The sequence below is a fragment of the Streptomyces sp. MMS24-W38 genome, from assembly GCF_059889265.1.
Map to the genome: position 1 here is coordinate 6041292 of NZ_JCBCPP010000001.1, position 16119 is coordinate 6057410.

Sequence of the window (16119 nt, forward strand, 5' to 3'; positions counted from 1 at the left end):
CGCCGCCGCGGCCGGCTCACCTGTGCAGCCGTGGCGACTTCGTCGACGGCTACGAGTACGGCGGCTTCGGGACCGCGACTCGGAGCCGCGGACCGCACAGCGCAGCCGGCAGCATTCCGGACCGGGCGGCAGAGCATCCGCACGCGTCTTCCCGGACGTAGGCGTGACGATTTCGGACGCCGACCGTCGCATCGCTGCCGGCTGCCGGCTGCCGGCTGCCGACAGCCCCGCCGCACCGCGCCCACAGCGCAACCGGGTCCACGTTGACGTGTGGGTGCCGTACGACCGGGCCGAGGCCCGGATGGCCGCAGCACTCGCGGTCGGCGGACGCCTGGTGAGCGACGCCGACGCGCCGTCGAACCGGGTGCCGGCCGACCCCGAGGGGAACGAGGCGTGTGTCGGCGTGGCCGGGCCGCCGGTCGGGCACGAGACACGGTTCCGTGCCCGTCAGTGATCGAATGCCGTCGGTGACCGCAGGACGGTGGAGCTGTACGCACGGGCCTTCGACCGGCTCGCCGAGCACGCCGTGCGGGGGCCGGCGGCCCGTGGGCTCATCGCGAACGCCCTGGCCGCTCTCGGTCCTCGACCGGATCAGCGCTCTGGCTGCACCGCCTTGGGGCCGACGGGGTGTCAGGGCCCAAGACGTCGTTTCCTACGGCTGGTGGTGCTCGTCGGTCAGGGCGTGGCGAGTCCTGTCGAGCCGCGCGAATGATCACGAGGATGGGCGGCGGTGGCACCTACAGATCCGCCGGGCGGGTAAACCCGTAGGCGCGCTCGACCTTGGCCACGTGGAGCGAGAACGAGGAGTACCAGCGCTCTCGTCCGTGCGCCCGGGCCGGGGCGTGCTCCGCGTGATCTCGCCAAGCGGCGATCGACTCCTCGTCCCTCCAGTACGACACCGTGATCCCCAGGCCGTCCGCACCGCGAGCGGAATCGACCCCGAGGAATCCCGGCTGGTCGGCAGCCAGTTCCAGCAACCGATCGGCTGTCTCCCCGTAGCCGTTGTCGCCGGCGGTCCGCACGGCGGTGAACACCACGGCGTAGTAGGGCGGGGTGGGCAGCGACGCGGGCACAGGATCGGTCACGGAGGCCCTCCAACGGACGACACCGGCAGTATCGCCTCGAACGATCTCGCGCACCCACCTGAAATCACAACCCCGCCGTCCGGTCACCGACCCGTGCTCCAGGCGTTCGCGGTGGCACGGTAGAGGTGAACCACGCCGGTGTACGCGGTTCAGCGGTCGCGGAACGGCGGCAGCACCTTCTGCTCCACCAGGCGGTCGAACAGCTGCAGCAGCCGCGTCTCGGTGTCGAGCGCGTCCGCGAAACCCGCCTGACGGATCTTCACGGTGGACGTGATGTTGTCCGCCTCGTGGTGGAACAGGAAGTCCCCGACCGGCCAGGCGACGAGCCTCTCGTACGGCGTGGGGACCAGGCCGTGACGGTCGACGAGTCGCTGCCACACGTCCGCGCGGGTCGGCATCGCCTCGGTGAGCGACATCTGCTGGGGCGGGGCGTAAGCCATGCCGAAGTGCTCGGCGAACCGCGGCCAGAGGCCGGACCAGCGGAACTGGTCGCCGTTGGTCACGTTGAAGACCTGATCGGCGGCGGTCCCGGCTGAGCCCGCCCACACGGTCGCCCGGGCGAGCAGCTCGGCGTCGGTGGTCTGGTACAGCACGTCGTAGGCGGCGCGGGTGCCGGGGAACCGCATCGGCAGGCCGAGTTCCTTGCAGATCGCGGCGTAGACCCCGATGACGAGCAGGAGGTTCATCGGGTTTCCGGTCGCATGGCCGGTCACCCCCTCGGGACGCAGCGCGGTGAACGCGAAACCCCGTTCGGCGGCGGCCTGCCGCAGGAGGTCCTCCTGGGTGGAGTAGAAGTGCGGGGCGACGAGCCGCGGGTCGCTCTCCTTCGCCGGCGTCGTGAAGTACCCGAGGTGGTGGCCGTACGCCTTGCCGCCCTGATAGAGGGTGACGTGGCGGAGCGGCGCGCCGGCGGCTCGCAGCGCGTCGAGGGTGTTGCGCAGGAGCGCGTCGTTGACCTCGATGAGTTCGGCGTCGGTCGGCTTCTCGATGTAGGCGGCGAAGACGAGGTGCGTGACGTCGCCGAGGCCGGCGAGGCCGGTCGTCGCGCTCTGGGCGTCGAGCAGGTCGACGCTGTGGTGCTGCCAGGGCACGTCGTCGAGGGCACGGCGGCTCACACCGTGGACGGTCCACCCCAGCCGGGTGTACTCGCGGGCGGCGTGGCTGCCGATGAGGCCGCCGTCTCCGGCGACCAGGACGGTGCCGCCGTTCGCGGGCAGGTCGGTCAGTCCGAGTCCTGGCGTGGTGGGGACGGGGGGCGTGGTCATGGACGGGATCTCCGTTCGAGGGGGGCCGCGGAGCGACCGGCGGCGACGCTCAGGCGAAGGGCTGCGACACGGCGTCGAGGGCGGCGAGGTCGGCCTCGGTGAGCCGCAGCGACGGCGCGGCCAGGAGAGCCGGGAGCTGCTCGACGGTGCGGGCCGAGGCGATGGGCGCGGTGACGCCCTTCGCGAGCAGCCACGCGAGTGCGACCGTGGCCGGCTCGGCGGCGTGCGCCTCGGCGACGCGGACGACCTCGGCGACGACCTTCAGGCCGGGTTCGGAGACGTAACCGTGGGCTTGGTCCTGGCGGGCCCGGCCCTCGAGGTCGGCGAGGGAACGGTACTTGCCGGTCAGGAAGCCCGCGGCCAGGGAGAAGTAGGGGAAGACGGCGGTGTCGAACCGCTCGGCGACCGGACGGTAGCCCTGCTCGTAGTCCTTGCGGAAGACGAGGTTGTACTGCGGCTGGATCGCGACCGGCACGGCGAGGTTCTCCGCGGTCGCGTGCTCGAACCAGCGGAGCATGCGCTCGGGCGAGTGGTTGGAGAGCGCGATGTGACGGACCTTGCCGGAGCGGACGAGCGCGTCGTAGGTCGCGGCCTGGTCCTCGATCGCGACGTTCTCGTCGTCCTGGTGGGAGTAGAAGAGGTCGACGTGGTCGGTGCGCAGGCGCTTCAGGGAGGCGTCGAGCGCCTCGGTGACGGTGTCGCGGTCCTGCTTGTCGAACGGCGGGAGCATGCCGACCTTGGTGGCGACGACGATGTCGTCGCGGTTGCCGCGTGCGGCCATCCAGTCACCCAGGATCGTCTCGGACTCGCCGCCGGTGTGACCCTTTGCCCAGGCCGAGTAGACGTCGGCCGTGTCGACGAGTGTGCCGCCGGCCCGGGCGTAGGCGTCGAGCACGGCGAACGACTCCCCACGGCCGGAGGTCCAGCCGAAGGTGTTGCCGCCGAGGACGAGCGGAACGGTGGTGAGATCGGTGCGCGGAACGGAGAAGAGATCGGTCTGGTCGCTGACTGCCACTTGGGGTCCCTTGCTGTGGTGCGTGTCGTGCTGTGCCCGAAGGGTTCCCCGCCTCAGGTCACGGAATTATCACTTGCTTCGGAAAGTGACTGTATGGACCAATGACTTTCCGTGTCAAGTGAATGCTAGGGTGTCGGCCATGGAGTCCGAGGAGGAAGCGCGCTGGCTCGCACCGGAGGAGTCCGAGGCGTGGCTCGCGCTCTGGACGATGACGGTGTGGTTGCCCGTGCGGCTGGACGCACAGCTCCGTCAGGACTCCGCCCTGAGCCTCCCCGAGTACCACGCGCTCTCGCAGATCTCGATGGCACCGGACCGGACGCTCCGGCTCAGCGAGCTCGCGACCGTCGCGAACATGACGCTCTCCCACCTGTCGCGTGTCGTGTCGCGCCTGGAGAAGGCCGGCTGGGTGCGGCGCGTCCCGGACCCCACCGACGGCCGGTACACCCTCGCCAGGCTGACCGACGAGGGGTGGCACAAGGTCGCCGCCGCGGCGCCCGAGCATGTCGACGCCGTGCGGCGTTACGTGTTCGACAGTCTGACGCCCGAGCAGCGGCGAGCCCTCGGCGAGGCGGCGGCCCGCATCGTCGAGGCCCTCGACCCGCCGGGGTTCGCGCGAGCCTGACCGGCCGCCCGCCCGCGCGACCTCCGGGGCGCTGCCCGGGGCGGCGGATGCGCTACGGCGTCCCGGTCAGGCGCAGGCGGGTGCGGGAGGGGGCCGACGGGGGCAGGGCGGCGGTGATCTCGGCGAGCGAGGTCGCGGCGAGGCTGTGCCGCCAGGCTTCGTGGGCTTCGGCCATCTTCTCGGCGAGGATGCAGGGGTTCTGGCACTCCTCTGCGGTCAGTGCCCCCCGCCCCTGTTGGCGGATCTCGCGGCACTCGTACGGCGCGGACGCACCGTCGACCGCCTCGACGATCTGCAGGAGCGTGATCTCGGAAGCGGACCGGGCCAGCCGGAACCCACCGCGCGGGCCCGTCGTCGCGGCCAGCACACCGGCCTTGACCAGCGCCTGGAGCTGCTTGGCGAGATAGGCCGCCGGCAGATCGAAGTACCGGGCGAGCTGTGCCGCCGACGCGGTGGCCCCCGCCTCGAGCTGCGCCAGCGACGTGGCGCAGTGCAACAGCCATTCCGTACTCACGGGCAGCTTCATGGCCGAATCCTATCCCGGATATTGCAGACCTCTTTAGTCCGAGATAGCGTCCGGCGGCAGCGCGAGAGACAGAGGAGAGATCACCATGCGGACCATGCGAATCGCCGTGGCCGGAGCGACCGGGAACATCGGGGCCCTCACCGTCGCCGCCCTGGAACAGGCCGGACACCACGTCGTGCGCATCAGCCGTTCACTCGGCGTGGACCTGGCCACCGGCGACGGCCTCGACGCCGCCCTGACCGGCGTCGAGGCCGTCGTGGACGCCACCAACTGCACGGCGACCGACCGGGACGAAGCGGTGACGTACTTCGGCACCACCACCCGGACGCTGCTCGCCGCCGAGGAGCGGGCCGGTGTCCGCCACCACGTGCTGCTCTCGATCGCCGCCGTCGACCGCGTCGAAGGCAATGCGCACTACGCCGGCAAGCGCGAGCAGGAGCGTCTCGTGACCGAGGGCCCGGTGCCGTGGACGATCGTCCCGGCCACCCAGTTCCACGACTTCGCCGCGATGGTGACGAGCTGGACCGAGCGGGAAGGCACCGCCACCGTCGCGCCACTGCTCGTCCAGCCGATCGCACCCGCGGACGTGGCCGACATCCTCGCCGAGATCGCCACGGGCGCGCCGCGGGGGCGTTACCGCGAGGTCGCCGGTCCCGAGCCGCAGGACCTGGTGGACATGGCCCGGCGCACCAACGACGCGCGCGGCCGTGCGGTCAAGCTCGTGCCGACGTGGTCAGCGCTGTTCGGCCCGGCGATGGCCGGTGACGTGCTGCTGCCCCGTGCGGGCGCCCGCATCGCGCCGACCACCTTCGACGAGTGGCTCGCACAGCAGCGATAGCGCGTTCCGCTCCACAGCGCCCCGCGCCGCTGCGATCGCGGTAGCGGGCCACGGCCACCCCGCCTGCGCCGATGGTCACGCGGCCGTGGCAGCACGCCCCGGATCGCCCGTAGAGGTGGGTACGGACTCCGGCCGGCGGCTGGGCGGGCAGGCACCGCTGGACCACCGAACGCACCGTGGCCCGGCTCACCCGATGAGACCGTTCCTTGCGTCTGCCGGCGGAATCCGCGCAACTCATCGAGGTCGACGGCTTCGGCGGCGTGGCACGCAAGCGGTGGCGGCGCACGACCCGGCCGGTGGCCCGGTCCGGACGGTCGGGCAGGGCCGTCCTGATCTCGGACCTCAGGCCTTCGCCCTCACCCACCCGCCTCCGTCAGGAACGGGCCGGGCTCGTACGACCGGGAGACCTACGGGCTGTCGCGGACCAGGTGTGTGCGAGGCTGGTTGACTTCTTCTGCACGGGCGGTCGACGGCGGGCCTTCGACCAGGCAGTTCGTGCACCGACATGCCGCTGGGGCTCACCGAAGGAAGTGGACGTGGAGCAGTTCGCTGCGGGCAAGGTTCTGCGCGGCAGGTACCGGCTGGACCGGGTTCTGGGCAGAGGGGCGATGGGGCACGTCTGGCAGGGGACGGACGTGTTTCTGGAGCGTCCTGTCGCGGTCAAGACCGTCGCCGCGGACCTGCTCGCCCTGCCCGACTGGCGCCACACCGCCCTGGCGCGCTTCGAGAGGGAGGCCAAGGCCGCCGCACGGCTGGACCACGCCAACATCACCACCGTGTACGACGCGGCCGTCACCGAGGACGTCTGCTGCCTGGTGATGCAGCTCGTCGACGGGACGACCCTCGACAACGTCGTCGACGGCGCCGACGACGGCCGCCTGCCCGTGCCCGCCGCGGTCTCCGTGGCCGCGCAACTGTGCTCGGGGCTGTCCGCCGCGCACGCGGCCGGCCTGGTGCACCGCGACCTCAAGCCGCAGAACGTCATGGTCCGCACCAGCGGTCTGGTGAAGATCCTCGACTTCGGCCTCGTGAAGGTGCTCTCGGACGCCGACCCGCGGCTCACCATGACGGGGGAGACCCTCGGCAACATCGCCTACGCCTCGCCCGAACTCCTGGCCGGCGAACAGCCGTTGGACGGCCGCAGCGACCTGTACGCGGTGGGGTGCCTGCTGCACCACATGCTCACCGGCCGACCCCCTTTCCACAGTGAGGGTCCCGCCGAGCTGGCGACTCAGCACCTCACCGCGCCCCCGCCCCGGCTGGCCGGATGCGGGGTCGACGCCCCGGCCGCGCTCCAGGACCTGCTGCACGCGCTGCTCGCCAAGCGCCCCGAGGACCGCCCCGGCGGGGCGGCGGACGTGTACGCCGCCCTCGCCCCGTACCTGCCGGCCCCGGATCCGGCACGCGCGACCCGCAGGATGCCGCCGGAGGACCCCCGGCGGCCGTTCCTCGTGCCCCAAGGGCCGGTCATGCCCCGACCGGCGGCCGGACCTTGATCAGTTCCTTGAGGAACGGGCTCGGCTCCCCGTGCCAGAAGACGTCCAGGCTGTCCCGGGCGCGCGTGGTCGCCACGAAGAGCAGGGACCGGGCGCGCTGCATCTCCGTCCGGTAGCGCGCCGGGTCCGTGGTCCGCCGCTGCTGGACGCTCGCATGCGGCACCAGCCCGTCGGTCACCCCGGCGATGATCATGCGCTGGTACTCGAGCCCCTTGAACCGGAACATCGTGCCGATGTGGACGCCGCTGTCGCCGCGGGGCCCGTCCGGGCCTATCTCCAGCGCCCGGATGCCGTGCTGGGCCAGCGTGTTCCCGGCTTCGCGCGCCATGTCGTTGGTCGGCACGGCGATGGCGATCTGCTCGTGCGGCACCTCACCCCAGGACTCGATCAGCGCGGCGATCGCCTCGCGCTCGTCCTCCCAGTCGTCCAGCCGGTGCAGGTCCGGGACGGCACCGCTGAGCACGGACCGGTACCCGGCCAGCGTCTCGGTGCTGCCGTCGAGGTCGTCGTACGTCTCGTCGCCGAGCACGTTCAGCGCGGAGCGCAGGATCTGCCGGGTGGTGCGGTAGCTCAGCGACAGCTTCGAGGACCGGCCGCGGATGTTGATGCCGAGGCTGCCGAGGGTCACCTGGTTCTTGTAGATGCGCTGGTGGGTGTCACCGACCAGGAAGAGGTCGTTGCGGTCCGGAGCGGTCATCGCACGCAGCATCTTCCAGTGCGCGGGCCGCAGGTCCTGCGCCTCGTCGACCACGATGTGCCGGTACCGGTAGCGCAGCCAGCCCTCCGAACCGTCGGCCACGTGGATGTTGTCCAGGCCGCCCGCTTCCTCCCGCCGGCGGTCGACGGCCTGGATACGCCGGGCGCGCGCCGCCTCCAACTGCGCGGCCCGCTCCGCGACCTGGTCCCACGTCTGGGCTCCGAGCCGGTCCAGGCGCTGGGTGAACCGCTCGGCGAGCTGCCAGATCTCGGCGCGCTGGGCACGGGTGACGGTGCCGCCGCGGCCGGCGCGGCGCACCCGGAAGTACTCCGCGCGGGAGGTGACGGCCTGGCCGAGGATCACCTGCGTCCACTCGTCGTTCAGGAACTCCGCGTCCCAGCCGTCCTCGCCGAGTTCGTCCAGGAGCGAGCGCCATTCCCGGACCGCCTGCGCCTCGTCGATGATCCGCTTGCGGTTGCCGGGCTCCGCCTCCCGGACGGTCCGCAGCGCGAGCTGGTCGACGTGGCTGATCTCGACGCGCGCCAGCAGCGCTTCGCCGCCCAGGGCGAGCAGCCGTGAACGCAGGTCCGCCGCGAGGTTCTTGTTGTACGTGGTCAGCAGGACCGGCTTGTTCCGGCCGGCCGGGAGCCGCTCGACCAGGTGCCTGACCCGGTGCAGCGCCACGATCGTCTTGCCGGTGCCGGGCCCGCCGCCCACACGGGCGGGACCGCTGTGGTCCCGCGAGACGAGCTTGGCCTGAGTGGGGTGCAGGAACACCTTCCAGCGCCCGAAGTCCTCGCCCTCCAGCGCCTCGCGCAGCGCGTCGTCGGTGGTGGTGACGATGGTGGCGGGACGTTCGGCGGCGGCCCGGAAGTCCTCGGGGTCCACGGGTTCCGGCGCCGCGACGGGGGCGGTCACCTGCTCCAGGACGTCGTCGTACTCCTTGCCGTCGTACAGCGCCAGCAGCACCTCGCCGGTGAGCTGGGGCGCGTACTCGGCGAGTCCGAGGAGCTGGTCCTCGGTGGTCAGTGCGGCGACGACCGGGAGCAGGGACGGGGCCACCCCCAGATCGGTGAGCTGCTGCTGCGACCACTTCGCGAACAGCGGCTCGGGAGCGGCCGGCTCGGCGGGACGGGCGGGCTCGGCGCGCTCCGCGGGTCCGGCGGTCGGTGCGGTGGTCCGCGGGGCCGGGGGAGTGAGCACTTCCGCCTGCACGACCTGCAGGTCCACGTACTCGATGCCGCCGGTGACGCGGTTGACCGAGTACGTGAGCCGGTCCAGGTGCGCGTACACGTCCTTGCGGTGCTTGACCGAGACGATCAGCCAGTCGTCGTCCGCCAGGCGCAGCAGCAGCGCGCGGTACTCGTCGTTGACGCGCGCCGAGTACAGCTTGTCGTGCCCCTGCAGTTGCTTGAGACGCAGGCCCGCGGAGTCGGGGTTGGTCTTGAACTTGTGCTGGAAGTCGTAGATCGCGCCCTTGACCGGGCGGGGGAGCTTGAGGATCTCCCGGTCCGCCTTGTCGAGCAGGCGCAGCGTCACGTTCTTGCCGGTCACGGCTGTTCGTTCTCCCCGTTCTCCGTGGTGGTGCCGTCGGGCTGGTCAGGATGTCTCCGGTCGCCGGACGGGGACGCCGGTGGTGCCGGCGGTGCGCCGTCGAGGCGGTCCGCGATGTCGTCCGCGGTCCAGTCGGCGGCGGGCCGCACCTCCCAGCCGGCCGCGGCGAACGCGCGGTCGCGGTCGACGGCCTCCGGATCCTCGTCCTCGCCCTCCGGCGGGCGCGGGGCGAGGACGACACCGACGCGTGCGGCGGGCCAGGCCAACTCGGCCAGCCAGCCGTTCTCGTCGAGCTCGTGGCCGTCCTCGGGGACCGGGACACCGCGCGCGGCGAGGGCCCCGGCGAGCGCGAGCAGGCCGGGCTCGTCCGCGTCGAGATATTCGACGACCCGGTCCCACGCCGCGTCCCGCACGGGCGCGGCGGCGCCCGCCCGGGACACCTCCGCGGCGGCCGGGACCTGCGGCGACGGCGCAGAGGTCCCGGCCGGCGCGGACGTTTTGCCGACGACGGCGGTCGCGGTCGCGGTGGCGGCGAGGGTGACGCGGACACTCTCCAGGACACCGCTGCCGCCCGTGACCGCCAGGGTCTCGACCGGGAACCCGTCGAGGCGGCCGGTCGTCAGCTGGACCGCGTCACCGCCGCCGGTGTCCAGGAACTGCAGCAGGTTGGACCAGTACAGCCAGGCCCGCCAGCGGCGCTTGTGCGCATCCTCCTGGGCATGGACGCCCGGCGCGTCGTCGAGGAGGGCTATGCCGGTCCACGCGGGGGGCTTCGCGCGGCCGTCCGCGGCGAACACCAGCGGCAGCCCCGACCGGTCGGTGACCGTGAACAGCTGCACCGGGCCGCGCGGCCCGGTGGGTGTCCCTCCGCGCAACGCCGCCGTGATCTGCTCGCCGAGCACGTCCGGCGGCAGCGCGACGGGACGGTCCTCGGTGCCCATGAAGCCCGCCAGGGCGGCCTCCGCCCGCCCCTGCCAGAGCTTCGCGTCCGACCGGCGCAGATACTCCATGAGCTGGACGGCCGGATTGACCCACACCGTCTCCGCGAGCTCACCGGGCAGGGCGCCCCACACCTTGGCGTAGTAGCCGCGGGCCTTGTCGCGGGCCTTGTCGCCGTACGGCTCCCACACCGGGTCGGCCGGTCCCGCGCCCGAGTGACCGGTGTCCCGGACGTGGCGCTGCCACCCCGTCACGTCGCCGTAGGTGAGCTGGAAGACCCTGAGCCCTTCGGCCCGCAGCCGCGTGCGCTTGTCGGCGTCGTCGCCGACGCGGTTGTGCGCACGGCCGGCGTGGAACTCGTAGCCGTCCAGGTAGACCGCCACGCGCGGGCCGGGCGCGTCGACCCGTTCGAAGAGGACGTCGGGGCGGGTGCCGTCGAGGACGCGCTGCTGCGACACCCGCCAGCTCAGCGTGGTGCCGTCGGCCGCGGTCAGCCGCAGGTCCAGCGCGTGGGTGCCGGCCGGAGTGATGTAGGCGTCACCGCTCGCACGGCTCTCCGGAAGTTCGGCCCACTCGCGCAGGGTGTCGATGAACAGGACTTCGAGATCGCTCTCGGCCTGCTGGTGCATCGGGATGTGCTGGGTGGTGGCGACGGACGAGGTGCGCCAGCGCTCGCCGTCCGCACCGAGCAGCTCGTCGAGCATCTGCCGGACCTCGTTGCGGCTGACCTTGTCGTAGTCGGCCGGCGGTACGCGGCGCAGCAGGCAGCGGTGGCAGCCGTCGAGCCCCTTCCTCAGGCAGTCGCAGCTCTCGATCACCTCACGGGCCTTCAGCAGGACCTCGCGGAAGCCCTCGGAGGTCGCCAGGCGGTGCAGGTAACCGGTGCCGCCGGGCAGCCGGTCGTACACCACGAGGAACCGGCGCGGCCAGTCGCGGTCCTCGCCGTCCGGCATGGACGCGGCGGTGATGTCGATGTGGTCCGGGTCGCCGCCGTAGCGGGCCGCTATGCCCGCGAACAGCGCGGCGGTGAACGAGGCGAGCCGCTCCCCGGCCCGCGCCACGGACGCCGGCAGCAGGATGCGCACGGCCTCCGTCGTCAGCTCGTGCGCCAGCAGCAGCGGCACGTCCAGCCCGGCGCCCTGCTCCTCCCCGCTGCCGCGCAGCCGTCGGCGCGGGCACCACAGCTGGTGGTGGGCGCTCGCACGGGTGGAACGGGCGAGCGACGCGGTGAGCGCGTGCTGCGACTGGTCGACGACCGGCCGGCCGTCGGCCGTCGCGCCGCCGCAACTCGCGCACACGTAGAACGGGTTCAGGCGCACGTCGTCCCCGGCCAGCGGAACCGTGCTGCTGCCGTCCTGCCGGTCGACCCCCAGGTTCAGGGTGCGGACGACGGCCCTGCGCGTGAAGTCGGCGCCGAAGACCGCGGTGTCGTGCCGCCACGATCCGGCCGCCAGGTGCGCCGGGTCGATGTCGACGGTGGTGAGGACCGCGTACCGCCTCCGGTCCCGCTCGTCGCGGTCGTCCCGGACCCGGGCGTCGTCCCGCTTGTCCCGGGACAGCACCCGCCGGGGCTCCAGCACGTGGTGCACGCAGCCCGCGTCGGCGATCTCCCGAGAACCGCACCGCGGGCACGGCGAGGTGTCGTTCTTCGGATCGCCGTGCGTGCGCGCGTACCCGCAGGCCGGGCAGAGGCGCCACACCGCCCAGGCGCGCCGCTCGGGGCTGCCGATGTCGAGGGCGCGCACGACGTGCCGGTAGCCGTTGACGTAGAAGCTGTTGCCGGGCGCGAGTTCGGTCAGGGCCGGCTTGCGGGAGCGCTCGTAGTCGCGCATCTCGCTGCGGTACACCTGGTTCCGGCGGTCGTCGTCGCCCTCCGGGGTCTCGGCGTCCCCGTCTTTTCCGTCCTCCCCGTCGTCTCCGGACGCCTCCTTCCAGTAGAGCGTGGCCTCCAGCGACGTCGTCGTGTCGGTGAGGCTGTAGTTCGGCAGCAGCCCCAGTTCGACGAGGGCGCCGTGGGCACCGGTCTGGCTCAGCTGGCGCAGCAGCTCGCCCGTGGCCCGCCGTTCCGCGAGCAACTCGCGCCGCTCCGCGCCCTGTTCACGGTCCTCGGCGAGCAGCCCGTCCACGGCGGTGTCGATGGCGGCGATACGGCGGCGCAGCTCCTCGCGGCGCGCCGTCCACTCCTCCTCGGCCTCCTGCAGGGCCCGCGCGATACCGCCGGTGGCGTAGGCGCGCAGCTCGCCCGCGGCGTGCGCGGACACCCCCCGGTCGTCGTCCGGGCCGCCGGGCGCCTGCGGGAACAGCGCCAGGAACTCCTCCACCAGCCGCGCCCCGTGGGTGAGCGCCGCCTCCGACAGGTCCTGGCACCAGCCGGTCGTGCCGAAGAGCGCCGACGACAGACGCGGCACCGGCATGAGCGGCTCGCCGTCCGCCGTGGTGAGCTCGCCGCGTGCCGCCCGGTCCAGCAGGTGCGCCGTGTACTGGCGGCGCAGGATCTCCACGGCCGACAGGTAGCAGCCCGGCGGCACGATGTCACCGGCGATCATCTCCGTCGGGTCGTCCAGGTAGTACCGGTCGCGGGCCCGGCGCCCGCCGAAGGCGACCACCAGCGCGTTGCCGGTCCTGCGTCCGGCCCGCCCGGCCCGCTGCACGTAGTTCGCCGGGCCGCCCGGCAGCGAACCGAGCAGCACCGCCGACAGGTCACCGATGTCGATGCCCAGTTCCAGGGTGGGCGTGCAGGACAGCACGTTGGGGTCGGTGTAGTGGCTGCCCTGCCGGAACGTCCGCTCCACACGCTCCCGTTCGGGCCGGGTCAGCATGCCGGTGTGCTCGGCCGTGACGACCCGGTAGGTGCCGCCGGTCAGATACAGGCGGCGGTAGTAGTCGGCCCGGTAGTCACGCTCCAGCTTCCCGCCGAAGCCGCCGCTGCCCGCCCCGGTCGACGACACGCCGTGCTGCGGCGGGGTGAGCAGGCCGGTGCAGCGCCAGCGCGGGCAGGGGTGCCCGTACCAGCGGGTGCGCCGCTCGGGCGGCACCACCTGCTGCCAGCCGCACTCCTCGCAGGACACGAACGCCTTGTTGACCAGGTCGTCCGTCAGGAGCCGCACGTGGATGTGGCCCGGCTGCAGCCCGTAGACGCGGGTCGTGCGGTCCTTGGCGGTGCGCACCGACAGCACGCCCTCGTCCGCGAGGACGGGCAGCAGCCTGCGCAGGTACTCGGTCGCCTGTACCGCGTCCAGGCCGAGGCAGCGCCGCGTCCAGTCCTGGTACCAGGTGCCCCGGCCGGTGATCGTGTCGAACTTCGACTTCTCCTTCGGGCCGTCGAGCAGGAACCTCGGCGGCGCCACGTACCCCTCGGGGAAGGCGGGCATCCCCTCCGGCCGCCGGCCGGAGATGAGGTACTGGTTGACGCCCGCTTCCTTGATCCAGGTCTCCAGCCACCGGTGCCGCACGCCACCGCGCAGCCGCACCCGCTCCAGCAGCCCCCGCACGTACGCCAGGTACCGCTCGGGCGTGGGCAGGCCGCCGCCCAGCCCCAACTGCCCCGGCAGCGTGAGGTGCAGGTCGCGGGCGAGCGCGACGATCCGGTCCGGATCGGCGACCACCACCTCCGCGGCCGTGGTCCGGGTCAGCTCCAGGGTGCGTCCGAGCCGGGAGCGCAACCCGAACTCCATGACGGTCGCGAACGCGAGCCGTTCCCCGATGAGCTTCCAGGTCCGCGCGTCCCCGGTGCCGCGCCCCGACAGGAGCCGGTCCACGCCCGGTTCGTCGTGCAGGTCCGGCGGGACGACGGCGGCCAGTGCCTGCGGGTCGTCCACGGAGTCAAGGACGTCGCCGATCAGGTCGTTGAGCGGGAGCGGCGCACCGGTGTCGTCCAGCCGGTGCGCCAGCAGCGAGCGCAGCGAGAACTTGTACGAGGCGTTGGCGACGTACCCGGCCCGGTGTGCCGCGTCCTGCGTGGAGTCGTTGAACAGCAGCGTCTTGCGCTCCTCCGGCGCCAGCGCGATCTCCTGGCCGCCGGTGAACAGTTGGGTGACCGTGGCGGAGGCCAGCGCGGCGAGCGCGGTGCCGAGGAACCTGATGCCGTTGTCCGTGTTGCAGGCCGGGCAGGTGTCGTCCCGGGCGGCCTGGTCGGCGGTCTTCTTGTCCAGGAGGGCCCGCGCGAACCAGGCGTCCTGCAGACCCTCCCCGTCCCCGGCGACCGGCATGCGGTAGGTGCTCTGCGCCCCGTCCAGCACCACGACGGACTGCGGATCGACGCCGCCCGCCTGCTTGGGCGCGGTGCCGGTGAGCGCCGCGAGGGCGTCCCGCGCCTCGGCCGGGGTCGCCGCGATGAAGTACCGCAGCCGCCGCTTGTCCCGTCCGACGGCGGCCTGCCAGATCTTCAGCGGACCGGTCTCCAGTTTCTGCGGATCGGCCTCCGGGGACAGGGCCGCCCAGCCCGAACGGCCGCAGACGCGGCAGTAGATCGCGGGCAGATGGGCCTGGGCCGGTCGCTGCACGGTGTCCGAACCCGGCAGCGCCCGGGGCCGCCGTGAGTCCGCCGTCGGCCAGTCGTCGCTCTCGGACGGGTCCTCGGACGCGGACGCCGCGGTGAGCGCGGAGCGCCGCGCGACGGTCCGCTCGTCCTCGTACCAGCGGAACTCCGGCCGGCCGCTCACCCCGCTCAGCACCCGCCCGACCGGACGGACCCACAGGTGCGCCTCGATGTGCAGCAGCGGACGCGGCCGGCGCGCGTCGGACTCCGGGTCCCGCGCGGACGACAGCAGCGCCACGAACCGCGACAGCGCCTCCAGCGCGAGCCGCGGGTTCTCCCGCGCGGTGCGCGCCCACGCGTACCCGAAGCGGGCCATGCGGTCCCGCAGCCCCCACTCGTCGAGCGGCTCGCCGTTCAGCAGCGCGAGCACCCCGTGGGTGAAGTCGTGCTTCTTCAGCAGCCGCCCGATCTGGAAGGCGTCCAGGCCGCGCCGCCCCAGCAGCCGCTCGGCGAGCCCGTCCAGGTCGAGCCGGTCCGGGTCGGACTCCACGCCCGGCCCGCCCGAGACCTCGATGACGTCCTTGGGGCCGGGAGGCTCGGGCAGCTCGTAGTCGATGTCGCCGACGAAGTCGTCGGCGCTCAGCCGCTCCTCGCCGATCACCGCGTCCGGACCGAACGGCACGCCGAACACCTGCTCGGCGACGGTGAGGATGCCGCCGGTGTCGCCCCCGCCCTCACCGAGGGTCGCCGACGTCGCCACCGGGCAGATCGACCCGAGCGGCCGCTCCGGCTTCGAGGCGCCCACGGCGGACGCGAGGCGCCGCAGCAGCATCGCCACGTCGGTGCCCTGCGCGCCGTCGTAGGTGTGGAACTCGTCCAGCACCACGTACGCCGGGTCGGCGCCCTCCCACAGCGGCCGGTCCTCGGCCCGCTGCAGCAGCAGGTCCAGCATCTTGTAGTTGGTGATCAGCACGTCCGGCGGCGACTGGCGCATCTCCTCGCGCCGCGTCATCACCCGCCTGAAGTCCGTGTCCGGCTTGTCGCCGATGTAGAGACCGGCCGTCACCTGGGCCAGTTCCGGCTGCGCCAGGTAGTCGCCGATCCGGCCGGCCTGGTCGGTGGCGAGCGCGTTCATCGGGTACAGCAGCACGGCCTTCACCCCGCGCCGGCCCAGCGCCTTCTGCCGTCGGCAGTGGTCGAGCACCGGGATCAGGAACGACTCGGTCTTGCCGGACCCGGTGCCGGTCGTCACGAGCGTCGGCTCGGCCGCCCCCCGGTACGTGCTCAGCCGCTCCCACGCCTTCGCCTGGTGCCGCCACGGTGTGAACGACGGCTGCCACTCCAGCGCCGACCGCCACCCGTCGTCGGCGGGGTGGAACGGCGTCCTGATCCGCAGGTACGGCCCCCGGAAGATGCCCGTCTCCGGATCCCCGAGGAACCGATCCAACGCGAGCCGCGTGTCCTCGTCGGCCAGCGCGTACGTCGTCGTGAGGTACTGCGTCAGACTGCCGCGGAGCTGCGCGGCGGCCAGGGTGGGCTTCACGAGGACCTTTCGGGCAGGACGGGTACCACGACCGCCACTGCGCACCACCGCGACAGCCGTCA

The 16119-nt window shown here is 72.8% G+C and carries 10 protein-coding genes; 4 read left to right on the plus strand and 6 right to left on the minus strand.

Annotated features, from left to right (window positions below; all coding sequences use genetic code 11):
• Window positions 1-163: 163 nt before the first annotated feature.
• Window positions 164-454 (plus strand): VOC family protein, encoded by a 291-nt coding sequence (locus AC6F7H_RS26485; protein ID WP_500759531.1) that lies wholly within the window; start codon window positions 164-166, stop codon window positions 452-454.
• A 283-nt stretch (window positions 455-737) separates the two neighbouring features.
• Here AC6F7H_RS26485 and AC6F7H_RS26490 read toward each other — a convergent pair whose 3' ends face one another.
• The 3 genes from AC6F7H_RS26490 to AC6F7H_RS26500 all read right to left on the minus strand — a co-directional run bounded on the left by AC6F7H_RS26490 (window position 738) and on the right by AC6F7H_RS26500 (window position 3365).
• Window positions 738-1085: an antibiotic biosynthesis monooxygenase family protein gene (locus AC6F7H_RS26490; protein ID WP_500759532.1), complete on the minus strand. Its 348-nt coding sequence runs from the start codon at window positions 1083-1085 to the stop codon at window positions 738-740.
• A 149-nt stretch (window positions 1086-1234) separates the two neighbouring features.
• On the minus strand, window positions 1235-2350 hold the full coding sequence (locus AC6F7H_RS26495; RefSeq protein WP_500759534.1) for an SDR family oxidoreductase: 1116 nt from the start codon (window positions 2348-2350) through the stop codon (window positions 1235-1237).
• Window positions 2351-2399: 49 nt separating this feature from the next.
• On the minus strand, window positions 2400-3365 hold the full coding sequence (locus AC6F7H_RS26500; RefSeq protein ID WP_500759535.1) for an aldo/keto reductase: 966 nt from the start codon (window positions 3363-3365) through the stop codon (window positions 2400-2402).
• 139 nt (window positions 3366-3504) lie between these two features.
• Here AC6F7H_RS26500 and AC6F7H_RS26505 point away from each other — a divergent pair, with 139 nt between their 5' ends.
• On the plus strand, window positions 3505-3987 hold the full coding sequence (locus AC6F7H_RS26505; RefSeq protein WP_500759536.1) for a MarR family winged helix-turn-helix transcriptional regulator: 483 nt from the start codon (window positions 3505-3507) through the stop codon (window positions 3985-3987).
• A 52-nt stretch (window positions 3988-4039) separates the two neighbouring features.
• On the opposite strand, the gene AC6F7H_RS26510 is transcribed toward AC6F7H_RS26505, so the two are convergent.
• Window positions 4040-4513 carry an RrF2 family transcriptional regulator gene (locus AC6F7H_RS26510; RefSeq protein WP_500759537.1) on the minus strand — a complete coding sequence of 158 codons (474 nt, stop codon included), beginning with the start codon at window positions 4511-4513 and terminating at the stop codon, window positions 4040-4042.
• An 85-nt stretch (window positions 4514-4598) separates the two neighbouring features.
• Between AC6F7H_RS26510 and AC6F7H_RS26515 the strand changes: the two genes are divergently transcribed.
• Both AC6F7H_RS26515 and AC6F7H_RS26520 read left to right on the plus strand, forming a co-directional pair.
• Window positions 4599-5351 (plus strand): SDR family oxidoreductase, encoded by a 753-nt coding sequence (locus tag AC6F7H_RS26515; RefSeq protein ID WP_500759538.1) that lies wholly within the window; start codon window positions 4599-4601, stop codon window positions 5349-5351.
• Window positions 5352-5887: 536 nt separating this feature from the next.
• Window positions 5888-6847 carry a serine/threonine-protein kinase gene (locus AC6F7H_RS26520; RefSeq protein ID WP_500759539.1) on the plus strand — a complete coding sequence of 320 codons (960 nt, stop codon included), beginning with the start codon at window positions 5888-5890 and terminating at the stop codon, window positions 6845-6847.
• Here AC6F7H_RS26520 and AC6F7H_RS26525 read toward each other — a convergent pair.
• Window positions 6819-9098, minus strand: a complete 2280-nt coding sequence (locus AC6F7H_RS26525; protein ID WP_500759540.1) for a UvrD-helicase domain-containing protein — start codon at window positions 9096-9098, stop codon at window positions 6819-6821. The genes AC6F7H_RS26520 and AC6F7H_RS26525 overlap by 29 nt on opposite strands.
• Window positions 9095-16057 (minus strand): DEAD/DEAH box helicase, encoded by a 6963-nt coding sequence (locus AC6F7H_RS26530; protein WP_500759542.1) that lies wholly within the window; start codon window positions 16055-16057, stop codon window positions 9095-9097. The genes AC6F7H_RS26525 and AC6F7H_RS26530 overlap by 4 nt, the downstream gene beginning before the upstream one ends.
• Window positions 16058-16119 lie beyond the last annotated feature (62 nt).